This window comes from Streptomyces sp. SPB162, from assembly GCF_029504575.1.
In the GTDB taxonomy this organism is placed as follows: Bacteria; Actinomycetota; Actinomycetes; order Streptomycetales; family Streptomycetaceae; genus Actinacidiphila.
The window spans coordinates 14468-28762 of record NZ_JAQFII010000001.1 but is presented as its reverse complement, the minus strand read 5'-3'; the positions used below and the strand labels follow the sequence as shown (position 1 = coordinate 28762).

Here is a 14295-nt window from a genome sequence, read left to right as displayed (position 1 = left end):
CCTGAACAGCAGGAGCCTCACTGTGATCACTCGCCTCACCCCCACCCGTCCTCCCTATCTGCGCGTCGTACGCGCGAGCGCCTGGTACGACCTGGTCGTCACGGCCGGGTTCGCGACACCTTGGACGTATGCGCTGATGCACGACGCGCTGTCGTCCCTGGGCGACACACTCGGCCTGGGCCGCCTGCCCGAACTCGACCCGATACAGACCCTGTACGCCAACCTGATGGGTTCGGTCGTGGTCGTCTGGGCCGTTCTGCGCATCGTCCGGCCGCTGCCGGTGCACGGACTGCTCGACGGCGTCGCGCGCACGCTGTTCGCCGCGTGGCAGGCGTACGCGCTGACCCACGGTGCGCCGCGGTTCCTCTGGCTGTTCCTCGTCATGGAAGTGGCCTTCGGCGTCGTCCAGCTCGCGCCCTGGTGGCGGCACCGCCGTGCCGACCTGACGCGAATTCGGGACTTCCCCGCATTCAGGGGCTGAGGCTTCGTCAGAATTGTGGCCATGGTGGCATCCGACGTGCGCTCAGCGGTGACGGACCTCTGGAATGAACAGGGCGTCTGGTCACAGGCCGCCAATCGGCGCAAGCGCGTGATCGGCAGAGTCAGAGCGGCTTCACTGGCGCTCGGCATCGCCGCCGCGGTCGTCGGGACGGCTTCGTCCCAACTGGCGGCGGCGAACGAGATCCTCGCGAAGGTTCTGGCGTGCGTGGCAGCGGCCGCCGCCGGCCTGATCCCTGTGGTGTCCGGTCGGGCCGGCCCGCTGCAGATACAGGACTGGACGCGGTTGCGCTCGGCGAGCGAGGCGTTCAAGAGGGATGTCTACACCTTCCTGGCGGGTGTCGCCCCCTACCGCGGTGACGACGCTCTGCCCGTGCTGCTGGACCGGTTCGACAGGACGCGCCGGGAGGCGTCGGATCTGCTGCCGCACATCGCGGGCGTCGAGGTCGGGAACCGCGGACTTCCGCCGGTGTCGGGTGTCGATTCGTATATAGAGCTGCGATTGAAGAACCAGATCCAGGACTACTACCGGCCGAAGGCCCGGCTCATGGGCCGACGGCTGGCCCTGACGCGGCGGATCGAGTTCGCGCTGGCCGCGTCAGGAGCGGCGCTGGGAGCCCTGTCGGGAGCCTTCGCCGTCGTGCCGGCAGCCGCCTGGGTCGCTGTGACCTCGACCGTGGCCGCTGTCCTCGCCGCACATTCCATGGCGGCGAAGTACGAATACCAGCAACTGGAGTTCACCCGTACGGCGACCGAGTTGGAGCATCTCATGCGACGACGGGAGAACGCGGCCGGACAGGACGCTCTGGGACCCGACGCTTTCGTCGAACGCTGTGAACAGGTCATCTCCGTGCTCAACGACACCTGGATGGTCAAGTGGAACGGCGAGTGACCGGCTCGCTGTCGCCCGTCGAACGACCTACCGCCGGTGGCACGGGCGATGGTCGCGGGCTGGACGCGCCGCGATAGGCCACCCTGCGTGTCGTCTGGGGACCGTCTCCGCCGCCGTCCGTGGACGGTCCCGCGCGATGCCGTCGCGAATTCCCCCTCCGCGGTCCCACGCTGTGTCGCAACTGCGACCGCACTGCCGGGACCTGCGGGAGCCATTCGTGGAATGATTACAGCGCTGACTGAGGAGCTCTCTAGCTCGCCGATTGACGCTGTGACCAAAAAGGATGACTTCTTGGCCGGTCGTGGCAAAGCCGCCGGTGGCACGGATCCTCTGTGAAAGGATCCACTTCGGTGATTCGAATCGGCCGCAGGCGGCGAACCCGGGCGGGGGGTCACAAGCGACGGGAGGCACTGGGTGAACCGTGAAGTGACCACGGAGGACGGGCGCAAGCTCGTCTACGAGGCATGGGGCGATCCCAAGGGCCACCCGGTCTTCCTCCTGCACGGCACTCCCGGCAGCCGCCACGGTCCCCGGCCCCGCACGATGGTGCTCTACCAACTCGGGATCTACCTGATCGCATACGATCGGCCCGGATACGGTGGCTCCACCCGCGCCTCCGGTCGGCAGGTCGTCCACGCGGCCGACGACGTGCGGACCATCGCCGAGAGCCTCGGGCTGAAATCCTTCTCGGTGGTAGGCCGCTCGGGCGGCGGCCCGCACGCACTCGCCTGCGCTGCCAGATATCCGGGACTCGTGCGGAGCGCGGCCGTTCTGGTGAGCCTGGCCCCGCACGATGCGGAAGGGCTCGACTGGTTCGACGGCATGACCGAGTCCAACGTCCGCGAGTACACCAAAGCCCAGCAGAACCGCGACGAACTGTCCAAATCCCTCGGCGAGAACGCCGGCGCCATAAGTGGCGACCCGCTCTCCCTCTTATCGGACCTGGTCGAGGAAATGCCGGTCGCCGACCGCACGGTGGTGGCCGACGCCGGAATTCGTACAATGCTGCGCCGCAACTTCGCGACCGGGCTGGCCACTGATGAGGACTGCCCAGGCGGTTGGGTCGACGACGCGGTGTCGTTCTGCCAGAAATGGGGATTCGACCCCGCGGACATCCGAGTGCCGACGCTGCTGTGGCACGGTGAGCTCGATGTCTTCTCGCCGCTGGGGCATTTTCGCTGGCTGGCCGAACGCATCGAGGGAGCCACCGTGGTGCTCCAACCCGGTGTCGCGCACTTCGCGGCGGTCTCGGCGCTGCCCGAGGTTCTGGTCTGGCTCCGCACCCATCCCGCCTCACCGGACGCGGCACGCACCATGGCCCACGGGGTGCCACCCACGTAGTACGGCGCGTGCCGGCCGGCGGAGAGCATTACGGTGGGGACGCGCTGGTCGGCGCCAATACCGGCGCCAATGCCGGTGCGTCTGCCGTCAGGGGGCGACGGCGCGACCGGTCTGCGGGGAGATCCGGCCGGAGCACAGGCCCTTGTTCGCCAGGGCCTGCGCGATGCGCGGGATCGCGGCGAGGGTGTTGGCGGGCCACTCGTGCATGAGGATGATCTGGCCGTTGGTCAGCCGGTTCACGGCCTGCACGATCGCGTCCGTACTGGCGTTGTTCCAGTCCTGTGAGTCGACATTCCAGATGATCTCGGTCAGCCCGTACCTGGCCTCCACAGACCGCACGGTCGCGTTGGTCTCACCGTACGGAGGACGGAACAGCTGCGGGCTGCCGCCGCCCGCGTTGGTGATGGCCTGCTGCGTCCTGGAGATCTCGGAGTCGATCTGGGACTGGCCCAGCTGGGTCAGGTGCGGATGGGTGTAGCTGTGATTGCCGACCCACATGCCGGCCTGCACCTGGGCCCGGACCTGGGCGGGGTAGGCGGCCGCGTACTGGCCCTCGTTGAACATCGTGGCCCGCAGCCGGTTCTGTGTGAGCGCGTTGAGCAGAGCGGGTGTGTGGCTGTTGGACGGGCCGTCATCGAACGTCAGCCCGACGTATCCGTTGCAGGTGGCGGCCTGGGCCGGGGTGGCGTGGACGCCGGCTGTGACGGTGCCTGCCACGGCCGTCGCGGCGACGGCCAGTCCTATGGCCAGGGAGCGTGGTCGGGATCTCATGCGGTCGGGTCCTCCTCGTGTCGGCGGTGTGACCGCGGTCGGGTTCGTCGCGCGTCCGGGACCTTCACCCGCTCACCGTGATGTTGGAGTTCCCGCTGCTCTGGTAACCCTCGGTGGCGAGGATCATGTAGTAGTTGAAGCTGCCCATCCGCATTCCGTAGCGGGCCCAGGCGTCGAAGTGGTTGCCGGTGGTGATGGTTCCGCCCGTCCTCTTCGCCTGCCGGACGCTCCAGTACTGGTTGAAGGTCTTGGTCCCCTCCACGGAAGGGGCGTTGTACCGAGTCGTCTGGTAGATGTCGTACGTGCCGCCGTCGCTGGTGACGGAACCCTTGTAGGTTCCGGTGGGCCGGTAGGTGCCCCAGTTGTCGACGATGTAGTACTCGACGAGCGGGTTCGAGGTCCATCCGTACAGCGCCAGGTATCCGTTGCCGGACGGGTTGAAGCTGCCCGAGTAGGAGACGTTCCTGCGGCCGCCGTTGCTCCAGCCCTTGCCCGCGACGAAGTTCCCGCAGTTGCGCCACGAGGTGCTGTAGTTGCCGCCGGACCCGAGGTTCATGGAGACCGACCCGCCACCGTCGGTCCAGAACGAGTAGTAGAACCCGTTGTTGGTACCGGTCTGGTTGGTGGTGATGGAGGCGGCGTTGGCGATGCCGGGCAGCAGCAGCAGCCCGGACGCGGACGCGGCCAGCGTCAGGGCGCCGGCGCGGCCGATGAAGCCCCTGCGGCTCATTCGGTGCGCGAGTGCGTTGTCCTTCTCCATGTCCGTGCCCATGTCCATGTCCATGTGCGTGTTTCCTTCCGGGGGACGGGTGAGGGGATCGGCCGACGGTTACGTCCGAAGAAGCGGAATGCGGCCGTGGAGCAATGCTGGAACGGCCGCTTCATGCAGCTCGGTGAAGGCGTTTCTCGGGTGGGGGAACCCTCGACCGCTGGAAAGTATGGATCGGGCTCGCAAGGGCGGTCAATGACTCTGTTTCCGAAACTTCTTCGAATGTTTACAGAGTAGGCCTGAGGCGATGCTCGAAATATTTCGAGATTCTGGATCAGGCGCGTGACGATGGCTTGAATAGACCCATCCGGAGAATTCGTGGCAGGCAGCGCTGAACACGGCAGGGTTTGTTCTGCGGGGGCACCAGCCCTCCGAAAGCACCGCGGTATTCGACGGTGTCGTTCCGCCCGGCGTCACGCCTTGGCGGGGAGCGGACAGCTCCGCGTCAGATGGGGTGCGGGTCGAGCTCCAGGCCGACCCACTCCCCGTCCCGCAGCTGCGTCACCTTGGGGTGGTCCTCGCCCAGGAGTCCGGCCAGTGTCTCCAGAACCTGGGTGAAGCGCGCGGCTCCCTCGTCCGTTCGATGCGTGGCCTTCAGCAGGAGCGCGTGGTTGGCCGCACACACCAGGACCGAGGGGTGGTTGGGTCGCAGGAGGCGCTGCAGGGCGGGTAGCGCCGTGCCGTAACGCTGTTCGGCGGAGGCGGTGTCACCCAGGGCGGCTTCCGCGTTGGCGAGGTTGACGGAGCAGGACAACGAGAACGGGTGCTCGGGGCCGAGCAGCCGCTCCAGGACGCTTCCGGTCTCCTCGGCCACGGCCCTGGCTTCGCCGGCGTTGCCCGCGGCGAGCAGGTGTACCGCGTGGTTGGCCGCGCAGGCCAGGGTGTTGGGGTGTTCGGGGTGCAGGGCGGTGCGGAAGCCTTCCAGCAGTCTCTCGGTCAGGTCACGTGCTTCGGTGTGGCGGCGCGCGGCGGACAGGTGTCCCGCCTGTCCCAGCCAGACAACCAGGGTTTCGGGCGAGTGGTCGCCGAACCGGCGCCGGCAGTTCTCCAGCACCTCCAGCGTGAGCCGCTCGGCCTCCTCCAGCTGCCCCAACCGACGCAGCGTGGTTGCCAGCGCCTTGGCCGCCTCCCGCGCAGGGGGGTAGTCACTGCCCAGCTCCGAGTGGCGGCAGGCCTTGAGGTAGGCGTCGCGCAGGATCGCCAGCGAACCCTCGTAGTCGCCGCACGACCGCATGTCGCGGCCGAGGCTGATCATGGAGGAGAGGGTCAGCGGGTGATTCTCGCCCAGGATGCTCGTGCGCAGTTCGCGGGTCTCGTCGTCCACGTCGCGGGCAGCGAAACAATCGCCGGACATGCGCATGGACACGGCGAGGTTGTTGGCGGCGGTCAGTGAGCGTGGGTCGTCCTGGCCGAACAGGTGGATGAACCGGGCCCGGGTCTGCCGGTCGAGGTCGAGCGCCTCCTGGAAGCGGCCGACGCCGCGCAGGCCGGCGGTGATGCTGCCGGCCGTCATGAGTGTGTGCGGGTCGTCGCGGCCCAGGACGGCGAGCTGACGGGCGTGGACGGCCTGGTCGATGGTCAGGGCCGCCTCGTACTCGCCCTGGGAGCGCTTCGCGTTGGCGATCTGGAAGCGCAGGTGCAGCGTCCACCGGTCGTCCTCACCGGTGCGCGGGGTCCAGGACGCGACCAGCTCCTCGCCGAGCACGACGGCGGCGTCGTACTCGCCGCGCGTGCGCAGGTAGCGCATGCGGTCCGCCATGAGCTGCCGGATGCGGTTGTTGAGGGAGGTGATAGTCCACGGCGGCGCCAGGTGCGGCCAGACGGTGGCGTAGCGGCTCCGGTTCTCCGGGCTCTCCACGTCACCCTGCGGCGGCCGCGCGCCGGCCAGGACGCTGTGCACGGTGGTGTAAGCCGCCCGGTGCTCGTCGGCGGTCATGGAGGACCGCACGGCCGCCTGCACGAGTCGGTGCACCTGCAGGCTGTGGCTCTTGCGGTCGACCTTGACCAGCGCGTAGCGACTGAGTTCCTGGATGGCACGCCCCAAGCTGTGCTCGTCGAGCGGCTGGGAGTCCCCCAGGGCGTCGGCCATCTCCTGGCCGTAGAGCAGGTTGAGGGAGATCGGGTCGGCGCTGAAGTGCGCGCAGAGTTCCAGCAGCCGGACGGCGACGGGCACGGCCTCGCGCAGGCGGTCGATGGAGACCGTCCAGGTCGCCGCCACCTGCAGGGGGTAGACGTCGTCGCGCGTGCCGTGGACCGCGGTGGCGACCTGGCGCTCCAGCAGTTCGCGGTAGGCGGAGGCCTGCTGGCCCGTCTCGTTCAGCCACGCGGCCGCCTGGTCGATGGCCAGCGGGAGGTCACCCAGGACGGCGGCGACGCCCGCGGCGTCCTCGGCACTGATGGCCGGGACCCAGCGGGTCAGGTGTTCGACGCTCTCGGTGCGGGTGAAGACCTCGACCTCCAAGGGCTCGGCGATGCGCGCCCAGCCCTCCTTGCGCGTCGTGATGATGATGTGCCCGTCACCGCCGCTGACCAGCAGTTCCTTGAGAGCGTCCGGGTCGTCGGCGTTGTCGAGGACCAGCAGCCAGCGGTGGTAGGGCGCGCCGCGTCGCAGCGCGTCGCGGGTGGCCTCCGCGGTACGGCTGATGCTCTCGCGGGGCAGCACGTCCAGGTGAGGGGCGAGCTTGGCGTACTGCTCGCGTGCGGCGTTGGTGAGCTCCGCGGAGATCCACCAGACCACGTCGTAGTCGGCCATGAAGCGGTGGGCGTACTCGAGCGCGAGCTGGGTCTTGCCGACGCCGCCCATGCCGTGCAGCAGCGTGGCCGCGCCGGTGGACCGCAGGCGTTCGCGTACGTCGTCGAGCATGGCCGAGCGGCCGGTGAAGGACATGTTGCGCAGCGGTACGGACCACACCGGCGGTCGGGCGCCGGGGAAGCGCGGGCCGCTGTGCGCGGGGTCGGCCGGATGCTCGAGCAACTGCGCGGGGGCGTCCATGGCCCGCAGGAGGGCCGCTCGGGCGCCCTGCTCGTCGAGGGGCGAGAGGTCGACGGGCATACGGTCGGCGAACGGGTCGCGCAGCCGTACGTCGCTGACCTTGACCGGTACCAGGGTGCGTTTGGCGCCCGTCATGTCACTGGACGCGACGGCCTCCCAGACCGCCCTGGCGTGCGGGGAGTTCTGGTACGCGGTGGTGAGGACGGCCAGTGTGCGGGTCGTGGTGGCCACCTGGTGGTCGGTCGCCTCGGTCAGGGACGCGCCCGCGGTGACGCCCGAGTCGTACAGCTCGTCGCGGACGGTGAACCCGGCGTCGGTCAGGACCCGGCCGATCCACTCGGCCCAGGTGCGGTCCGCGGGAACGTAACTGAGGAACACCTGGGAGGCGCCCGGCGGACGGCGGCGGGTGACGGTGTCGAGATAGCGGGCGCGGCGCACGTCGTCCATCGGATGGAAGGCGGGTACGTCGCCCTCGGTGATGACGTTCGTCAGCCGCTCACAGGCGGCCAGCAGGGAGGCGGGTGCGCGCGGAGTGTCGAGGAAGGTGGCGAGGATCTCCTCGTAGGCGTACGTCGCCTTGTACGGGATCTCGACCCCGCCCCAGTAGTCGCGCGGATCGGCGTCGGAGATGCGGGCGACCAGCTGGTCGAACCGGTGGCGCACCTTGGCCCGGGCGGCTCCCAAACGCTCGCCGTCGGAGTCGTCCACGCGCATGGGGACGGGCAGGATGCGGATCCGGCGACGGTCTCCGTAGGTGTCCTCGACGCGCCGGGCGACGGCGGCGGCCCCGTCGATGTTCTGGTCGTTCAGCGTGAAGCAGTTCACCAGCACGTCGGGGAAGTGGATCGTGCAGATGTCGGAGATGTCGCTGAGGCCCGTCCGGCTGTCGATGAGCACGTAGTCGTAGCCGCGGCGGAACTCCTCGCAGAGGGCGTCCAGGTACTCTCCGCCGAACAGGTTCTCGTAGAAGACGTTCCAGTCGAGTTGCGAGAAGGACGAGGAGTAGTTGCGGTCCTGGCGGCCCGCGGAGATGTAGTCGAGTCGGCCGCCCTGAGGGAAGCGCCAGTCCAGGGTGGTCACCGCGCGCTCGATGCTCGCCTGTTGGGCCATCCACGCCGCATGCGTCTTGAGTTCGTGCTCGTGCCACTCGTGCAGTGGCTTGTGGGGCCGCTTCTCGTCGGAGACTTTCTGCACGTAGTCGGTGATGAGGTTGAGGACGCCGGGAGTGGTCTGCAGGGCGCGTTGATCAAGGAAGGGGTGTAAGAAACGGTCGAGGCCGGGCGCTTCGAGATCCCAGTCGACCACGAGGGTACGGCGGCCGGCCGAGGCCATGATCCAGGCGGTGTTGGCGAGCGCCATCGTGCGGCCGGTGCCGCCCTTGTACGAATAGAACGTGACGATCTTGCCCCGTCGCCCGCCGTCGCTCATTGTGTCGCCTCCGGACCGCTGCGCCATCGCCCTGGATCGTTCACTCGAGGCCGGCTCAGTCCATCGATGTAGGGTCGTGACCGCTTCCCGCAGCGCTGGACGGCCGTGTCCGGAATGGTACCTGAAACACCCTTAGGAACTGCAGGCCCGCGCTCTCCGCAAGTTCGCTGAACAGACGCCCGAACACCTCCGCGTTGGGGATGCCGTCCATCGCGGCGCGGTGCATCATCCGGCTCGAGGCGCGCCGGCGCGGCAGGGCTCCGCGCAGGAACTCCCGAAGGGTGGGGCCGTGCTGCGCGTTCTGCGGATCGTCGTCGGCCAACGGGGCCAGTACGGCGGCCCATGGCCGGTCCCCGGCGTCGAAGCGCCGTACGAGGACGGCCGTTTCCTCGTCGTACAGCGACCAGGGGTCGAGCACCAGGATCCACGGACTGGTCGGCTCCGTGGCGTCGAGGAGCTCGGCCGTCGCGTCGTGGAAGGTCCTGATGTCGGGAACGAACCCGAGGTTGCGCGCGAGTTCGGACATGCGTTCCGCGAGGGGCGCTCCGACACTGCCGCCGTAGGGGTGCCAGTCGAGGGGCGACGGCCCGTAGCGGTGGGGTTGACGGTCCTGGGGGAGACCGCTCGCACGCGGGGCCAGGACGGCGATGGCCAGCCGCGGCGGCGGGGAGGCCGCGAAGGCGTCGGGCTGCTCCCGCAGGACGCCCAGCTCGTGGCGGTCGACGGGGGCGGCGGGCGAACGGCGTGCCGTCTCGACGATCCGCTCCGCTATCCGGCGCACGATCAGCGAGTAGGCGTCGTTGCTCTCCTCCAGGGCCATCAGCCCGTACAGCCCCTCCTCCGCGTAGCGCCGCGCGACGTCGGGGAGGCTCGCGGCCGGGGTGGCCTGCGGAAGGTTCCGGAAGACCGACGGCTGGCCGGAGGTCGGCACCGGGACCCACAGCGCGGGAATGATCGCGGCCCGCGGATCGCCCGGCCGCGAGGTGAAGGCATGCCACTGCTGCCCGCAGCCGGTGCTGGCGAAGTAGCGCGGCGAACACAGCGGCACGAAGGCCCGGCAGCGTGCGAGGGCGTCCGCCGACTGCTCCGCGGAGTCGTCGGGGCGCGGCAGATATCCGACCTGGGCTCCGGGCGGAGCGCCGGTGAGCCGGACGACCTCCGCGTTGAGTTCGGCGAAGAGTTCCAGCACCAGCTTGTCAGGGGCGTGTTCGGGTTCCGGGACGTCGGCAGGGGGTGGGGTACGGACGTAGCTGAGGAAGAAGACGGGCGGCGAGGTGGCGCGCGTCGCCGCGTTCGGGGGTGGTGCGCCGGCGGGGGTCACGACTCCTCCTCGAACGCGTTGCCGAGACCGTCCAGCAGGTCCGGATCGCACTGCTCCAGCCGTGAGCTGCGGGCGACGGCTTCTATGGTGCGGGCGATCTCCAGGGTGGCCCGGTTGTACGCGGTCCTGCGGTCTGCGGCCATGAGTGCGTAGAGGCCTTCCTGGCGGTAGGTGTACCCGAGGTCGTCGTGCGTGTACTGGACTTCCCGCACCACCCGCGGCAGGTCGGCGGCGTCCAGCGGCGTCCAGATGACCGGGACGATGGCGCTGCGGGTGAAGGTGCCCTTGTCCCGCTGGAGCTGCTGGCGGTGTTCGAAGGCCTGCCACTCCCTGCCGCACCACTCGCTGGTGATGTACCGGCGCGAGAGCACCGGAACGAGCACCTGGCAGGTGGCCAGGGCCTTCCTGAGCTCCTGCCGCCACGGGGTGCCGATCTCCGTTCTGCGGTCGAGGTAGCCCGGTGCGATGCCTCCCTCCAGGTCGGTGAACTGCATGAGGTGCGTGGCCACCGATTCGTAGAAGCGGATGAGGTTCTTGTCCGGGTGTTGACGCTCGCCCGGCCGCGAGGGTGTCCGGCCGTAGCTGAGGAAGAAGTACGCGGCCTGCGCGCCGCGCCTGCGGACGGGATGTTCAGGCATCGCGCACCCGCTCCCCGGGTGCGGGTGTCGCCGTCGTGGGCGCTGCCGCCGGTGCGGCGGGGCGGTGCTCGGTCAGCCAGCGCACCGCCGCGTCCACGGCGGGCGCGAACGGCAGCAGTCGCGCACTCGCCCTCCCGACGCGTCCGTGGACGACCAAGGGGCGGCAGCCGGGTGCCGGCGCCTCCACGGCGCGGCCGATCAGCCGGAAGTCCGTGTCGTCCAGGACCACATCGCGCACCCGCCGCCATCGCGGGCCGTAGGGCGTGGCTACTTTGCAGGTGTAGTCGCGGCGGGGCGGCGTGGGCACGCGGTATTCCGCGAGATGGAAGGCCGAGCACGAGTCGAAGCCGACCCCGAGCAGCAGGATCCGCGCGTCGGCCGCGTACAGCGTGCCCAGCGGGGAGTCCTCTCCCAGCAGGCAGTCAGGGGCGTGGCGTGCGGTGATCTCTTCCGCGAGGCGGCCGATGGCGACGAAGGAGGTCTGCGGATGATCGCTGCGCAGGGCGCCCGGCGTGCTCCTGATCCGCTCGCTCAGGCGGCCGGTACTGGTCGAAGGAGTCCCCAGGTCGAAGGGGCGCATGGCGGCACGGAACGCGTCTACCTGACGTTCTGTCAAGCCGTAGATGGCCTTCAGGTGCGCCCGCGAGGTGAGGGAGTTCTCGTCGGTGAACGCGGGGGCCACGATGGTCCCTTCGGGACCGGTCACGGTGAGCATGGCCCGTAACACCGCGTCCTCGCTGCCGGGCGGGGGAGCGACGCGGCTCATCGACGCGTGCACCAACACCGTGTCCCCCCTGCCCAGCCCCAGGGCCCGCAGGTCGGCCGTGATCTTGAGTTCCAGGTCCCCGACGCCGGGCTCGCGCATCCGCCCTCAGCTCCGCGGACCGGCGGCCGGCGCATAGCACTCCAGCAGCGCGTTCGTCGTGAGGCGCCGCGCACCGTCCACGAGCAGCGAGGCCAGCGCTTCGGCGTCGGGCGCGAGCGCGAGCCCGAGGACACCGAACACGTGATCGTCGACGTGGGCCAGGCCGTTCCCCTCCGGATCGTCCAGGGGTGTCAGCGCGGTGAGCACGGCGGCGGTGGCGACCGCGTACGGGGCGTGCCGGGTGCCGACGACGTGCCATGCGGCGGTGAGGGCCGAACGCCAGCGGTCGAACTCGTCGTCCGTCAGACGGGGACGGGCCGGCGCCCGGTAGACGTCGCGGAACGGATCCATGTCCTCGACGGCCACCGGCCGGCCGGTGAAGTGCAGGTACCGCAGCGGCTCCCAGCGCATGCCGTCCGGCGGCTCGCGCACGGCGTACGCCGCGCCCCCCGTGTGCACGAACAGCTCACCGCCGCGTACCTCCAGGTCGGCGGCCACGGCGTCCTGCGCGACCAACCGCCCCAGCGACGGCAGGTGCGCGCTGCCCCCGCGCAAGGCCACCGTCAGCCGGGCGGAGCCTCCCGCGCGTACGGCGGCGGCCAGTGCCATCTCCGCCAGCCGGGCGCCGGCGAGGGCGGGGGTGGCGCTGGGGTCGGTGAGGCAGCGCACCGCCCAGGCACGGAAGCAGGGCTGTGACAGCACCCCGGGCACGGTGTGCGCCGAGGTTTCGGCGAGCTCGATCAACACCGACAGGGCGGGGTCGGCCGCGTCGCCGATCCGCTCGCGCACGGCGTCGAGCAGGACCCGGCGCGTACTCAGCTCGGTGGCCAGCAGAGCACGCACGGCCCGTTCATCGCCGCGACCCGCCGCCAGCGCGTCGTAGTCGTCGCCGGTCAGGACGTGCACCGGGGGCGCGGGCGCCTCCGTGGGGCGGCTCCGAGCCGAGCGGGGCGTTCGTCGGACGTGGCCGATGAGCGCGAACAGGTCGGCACAGAACACCGAGGGGTTGTCGAAGCCCCGGCCGTGCCGGTGCCGGTGGCCGTAGAGGCCGCCACCGCACACCTGGACGACCGGGCACCGCCGGCACTGGCCCGACAGCCCGGCCGGCCCGGCATGCCGGGCCAGGAAGCCCGGGTGCCGGGCCGCCTCGTCGAATGCGTGCCGGTCGATGTGGAACCCGGTCGCGGGCGCTCCCCGGGCGACCGTCTTCAGCCAGTCCGCCTGCTCGATCTCGCCATCGGTCTCCACCACGACGAGGTCGGGGCTGCCCAGCCCCAGGGCTTCGGTGAAGCTGGCCAGACCGTTGGCGGTCGCTTCGATCGAGTCGAACAGCCGCACCGGCGGACGGCAGCCGTCGAGGAGCCAGCGGTCGTAGATGGTCATCAGCCAGCGCGCGTACGCGGTGGCGCCGTCGTCACCGGCCGGACGCGGGGGCGGGTGGTCCCAGGTCGCGTGTGGGAGCAGGAAGTCGATACGCGGCGGATCGAGCGCGATGAGCGCCTCGTACACCGCCGTCGGGTCGTTGGCGATGTCGATGGTGCAGAGCAGCCCCGCGAAGGCGGAGCGGTACGGCGGCGAGCCGAGGAGGCGCGTCGCGCGGACCACCGCGTCGTAGGAGCCCGAACCGTCCGCCCGGCGGCGGTGCCGGTCGTTGGAGGTCCGATCGCCGTCGAGCGAGATCCCGGTCCGGATGTCCTCCTGCGCGAGCATGGCGCAGTAGGCGTCGTCCAGCAGCAGGCCGTTGGTCTGCATCCGCAGATCGAGACGGCAGACGCCCGCGAGGGCATGCCGTAACTCCTCCGAGACGCGGCGCAGCCGCTCGCGCCCGGCCAGCAGCGGCTCTCCGCCGTGCAGCACCACATGGACCTCGTCGAGGCCGTGCGCGGCGGCGTGCTCGGAGATCCGCCGGGCGGTCGTCGTGATCGTCGCGTCGGCCATCACCTTGGGGCGGGCGGCCCAGCTCTGGTCGGCGTGCTGGTAGACGTAGCAGTGATCACAGGCCAGATCGCACCGGCTGTGCACTTTCACCACGAACTGACGGAACGGCCGGACCGACGGAACCGGTCGCGCTTCCCCCGATAACGGCACCGGCATCGTCGGCCCCGGCGTTCAGATACTGGAGTTGAAACTCGCAGCCGATGACCGCAGGGACGGTACCCATCGGTCCAGGAGGCCCGGGGTGAGGGCTACAGGACGGCCCAGGGGAGTGTCCCGGTAGTCCGGAATCGCACTGTGGACCAGCCCTTCGGGTGTGATCGGATCGGCGGCTGGCTCGGCAACAGGCTTCACGGTGATCCCCTCACAGCCGACGGCGGCTCGGTGCTGTCGTGCTTCCATCATCGCGGTGGTCCCGCGGGGAGACAAGACGCCGTCGGTGCGGCCCGGGGCCGGGCGCCACGGCAGGTGCGGCCACTGTGTGCCCCTGCGCAACAGCAGTCCCGGACCGCCCCGCGATCCGGTGGAAGACGGCCGGGTAGATCGTCGGTTCGGGGGCAGGAGCCAGCATTATGAGCACTGCAGAGATAACGGAGCACCCGCCGATCTACGGGCGCCTGATAGAAGAACGCGGCGACGCACCGGCGGAGGCACGCGAGGCCGCCCAGCAGGTACAACGCCAGGCCGCGGTTGATCTGGACTGGAGCGACGTGCGGTTGTCCCAGCAGAAGAAGGAGGCGCACGGCTTCTCCGCCTTCGGCTGATCACCGCGACCCGCTGCCCGTCCGGGCAGTGGGTCGCGGGCGGGGGAGGAGACGTCCGATCGGTGTCGTCCGCCCGGGGAA

At 70.1% G+C, this 14295-nt stretch carries 10 protein-coding genes and 1 pseudogene; 4 read left to right on the top strand and 7 right to left on the bottom strand.

Annotation, left to right across the window (positions count from 1 at the left end; all coding sequences use genetic code 11):
- Nucleotides 1-22: 22 nt before the first annotated feature.
- From M2266_RS00130 to M2266_RS00120, 3 genes are all read left to right on the top strand, one after another.
- Nucleotides 23-481: a hypothetical protein gene (locus M2266_RS00130; protein WP_277436192.1), complete on the top strand. Its 459-nt coding sequence runs from the start codon at nucleotides 23-25 to the stop codon at nucleotides 479-481.
- A 21-nt stretch (nucleotides 482-502) separates the two neighbouring features.
- On the top strand, nucleotides 503-1390 hold the full coding sequence (locus tag M2266_RS00125) for a DUF4231 domain-containing protein (protein WP_277436191.1): 888 nt from the start codon (nucleotides 503-505) through the stop codon (nucleotides 1388-1390).
- Nucleotides 1391-1804: 414 nt separating this feature from the next.
- Nucleotides 1805-2731 carry an alpha/beta hydrolase gene (locus M2266_RS00120; protein WP_277436190.1) on the top strand — a complete coding sequence of 309 codons (927 nt, stop codon included), beginning with the start codon at nucleotides 1805-1807 and terminating at the stop codon, nucleotides 2729-2731.
- Nucleotides 2732-2814: 83 nt separating this feature from the next.
- Here M2266_RS00120 and M2266_RS00115 read toward each other — a convergent pair.
- The 7 genes and pseudogenes from M2266_RS00115 to M2266_RS00085 all read right to left on the bottom strand — a co-directional run.
- Nucleotides 2815-3502 (bottom strand): annotated as a pseudogene (locus tag M2266_RS00115) (polysaccharide deacetylase family protein); the annotation flags it as partial.
- A gap of 64 nt (nucleotides 3503-3566) precedes the next feature.
- Nucleotides 3567-4262 (bottom strand): glycoside hydrolase family 11 protein, encoded by a 696-nt coding sequence (locus M2266_RS00110; RefSeq protein ID WP_277441011.1) that lies wholly within the window; start codon nucleotides 4260-4262, stop codon nucleotides 3567-3569.
- Between the two features lie 454 nt (nucleotides 4263-4716).
- Entirely contained in the window at nucleotides 4717-8691 is a 3975-nt protein-coding gene (gene fxsT, locus M2266_RS00105) for an FxSxx-COOH system tetratricopeptide repeat protein (RefSeq protein ID WP_277436189.1), read from the bottom strand.
- A 55-nt stretch (nucleotides 8692-8746) separates the two neighbouring features.
- On the bottom strand, nucleotides 8747-10012 hold the full coding sequence (gene fsxC / locus M2266_RS00100) for an FxsC protein (protein WP_277436188.1): 1266 nt from the start codon (nucleotides 10010-10012) through the stop codon (nucleotides 8747-8749).
- Nucleotides 10009-10650 (bottom strand): TIR-like protein FxsC, encoded by a 642-nt coding sequence (locus tag M2266_RS00095; protein WP_277436187.1) that lies wholly within the window; start codon nucleotides 10648-10650, stop codon nucleotides 10009-10011. The genes fsxC and M2266_RS00095 overlap by 4 nt, the downstream gene beginning before the upstream one ends.
- Complete coding sequence (locus M2266_RS00090) at nucleotides 10643-11515, bottom strand: AAC(3) family N-acetyltransferase (protein WP_277436186.1); 873 nt, start codon at nucleotides 11513-11515, stop codon at nucleotides 10643-10645. The genes M2266_RS00095 and M2266_RS00090 overlap by 8 nt, the downstream gene beginning before the upstream one ends.
- Before the next feature lie 6 nt (nucleotides 11516-11521).
- Complete coding sequence (locus M2266_RS00085) at nucleotides 11522-13546, bottom strand: FxsB family cyclophane-forming radical SAM/SPASM peptide maturase (RefSeq protein WP_277436185.1); 2025 nt, start codon at nucleotides 13544-13546, stop codon at nucleotides 11522-11524.
- A gap of 476 nt (nucleotides 13547-14022) precedes the next feature.
- On the opposite strand from M2266_RS00085, the gene M2266_RS00080 reads away from it, so the two are divergent.
- Entirely contained in the window at nucleotides 14023-14214 is a 192-nt protein-coding gene (locus M2266_RS00080; protein ID WP_277436184.1) for a hypothetical protein, read from the top strand.
- Nucleotides 14215-14295: the final 81 nt, after the last annotated feature.

Excerpts from the sequence above, each read along its gene's own strand:
- M2266_RS00095 (WP_277436187.1), bottom strand. The coding sequence starts at position 10,650 with ATGCCTGAACATCCCGTCCGCAGGCGCGGCGCGCAGGCCGCGTACTTC.
- fxsT (WP_277436189.1), bottom strand. The coding sequence starts at position 8,691 with ATGAGCGACGGCGGGCGACGGGGCAAGATCGTCACGTTCTATTCGTAC.
- M2266_RS00080 (WP_277436184.1), top strand. The coding sequence starts at position 14,023 with ATGAGCACTGCAGAGATAACGGAGCACCCGCCGATCTACGGGCGCCTG.
- M2266_RS00110 (WP_277441011.1), bottom strand. The coding sequence starts at position 4,262 with ATGGAGAAGGACAACGCACTCGCGCACCGAATGAGCCGCAGGGGCTTC.
- M2266_RS00090 (WP_277436186.1), bottom strand. The coding sequence starts at position 11,515 with ATGCGCGAGCCCGGCGTCGGGGACCTGGAACTCAAGATCACGGCCGAC.
- M2266_RS00125 (WP_277436191.1), top strand. The coding sequence starts at position 503 with ATGGTGGCATCCGACGTGCGCTCAGCGGTGACGGACCTCTGGAATGAA.